This is a genomic window from Sphaerisporangium rufum, assembly GCF_016863395.1.
Lineage (GTDB): Bacteria > Actinomycetota > Actinomycetes > Streptosporangiales > Streptosporangiaceae > Sphaerisporangium > Sphaerisporangium rufum.
On sequence record NZ_BOOU01000150.1, the window covers coordinates 1 to 940 of the forward strand.

Below are 940 nucleotides of genomic sequence, written 5' to 3' on the forward strand. Positions count from 1 at the left end.
CCGCGCACGGGTGATCGAGCGTCCCGATCGGTCCGCCGGCCGGTACGTGCACCGGACGCTCTGCGATCATTCCGGCCATGACGACTGAGCGCCATGGAGCGGACATCCGCTTCCGGCGGGCCGGCCCCGACGAGGTGGTCGAGGTGTTGAGCGTGCTCGACGAGGCCGCGGGATGGCTGAGGGCGCGCGGTATCGCCCAGTGGCCGGCCCGGTTCGAGGCCGGATGGGTCGAGGAGGCGATCTCCCGGGGTGAGACGTGGCTGGTGACCGCCGGGGACAAGGCGGCGGGGACGGTGACCCTGGACTGGTCGGATCCACTGTGGGCGGACACCGGCGGCGTGGCGGGCTACATGCACCGGATGGCCGTGCGTCGCCGGGCGGCGGGCCTCGGACCCCGGATCCTCGGCTGGGCGGCGGAGGCCGCCCGGCAGCAGGGTGCCACCTTCCTGCGGCTCGACTGCGTGCGGTCCAACGACCGGCTGCGCGCCTACTACGCGGCCCAAGGCTTCGCGCACCGCGGCGATGTGCCGGTGGGCGGCGCTCCCGGCCAGCGTGCGGCGGGCGGTCCGGTCACCTGGGTCAGCCGCTACGAGCGGGCGCTGCCGCCCGGATGAGAGCCGCACAGGGCCTTGCCGGATTCGCCGGCGGCTCGGCTCTGCGAGGTGATCAGGAGTGGTGCGGGATTCCGGATTCGAGGCCCCGGATACCCACCGATTTGTCGATTCGTTTCGCCGGTTCGGCGGGGCGGCCGTCGACGGAGCCGGCCGGAGTGTCGACCACATCGGAATCATCGGGGCGCGAAATGTGAGTGCGATTCCGGAAGGTCGGTGTTTTCAGTTCTTTCGGGGATGGACAGCGGGCTGTGCGGTGATTCAGGAGTTTCAGTCCCAGGTGGTGCCGGGGGTGCGGGAGAACGAGTCCCAGGTGGTGCCCGCGGTAC

2 protein-coding genes are annotated in these 940 nt (G+C 71.6%); both read left to right on the forward strand.

The annotated features are described in order from the left end of the window. The first annotated feature begins 77 nt into the window (after positions 1-77). Positions 78-614 (forward strand): GNAT family N-acetyltransferase, encoded by a 537-nt coding sequence (locus Sru01_RS35085; protein WP_203995251.1) that lies wholly within the window; start codon positions 78-80, stop codon positions 612-614. Positions 615-672: 58 nt separating this feature from the next. After that, the coding region (locus Sru01_RS35090) for a hypothetical protein (protein WP_203995257.1) at positions 673-940 on the forward strand (268 nt) is incomplete at its 3' end.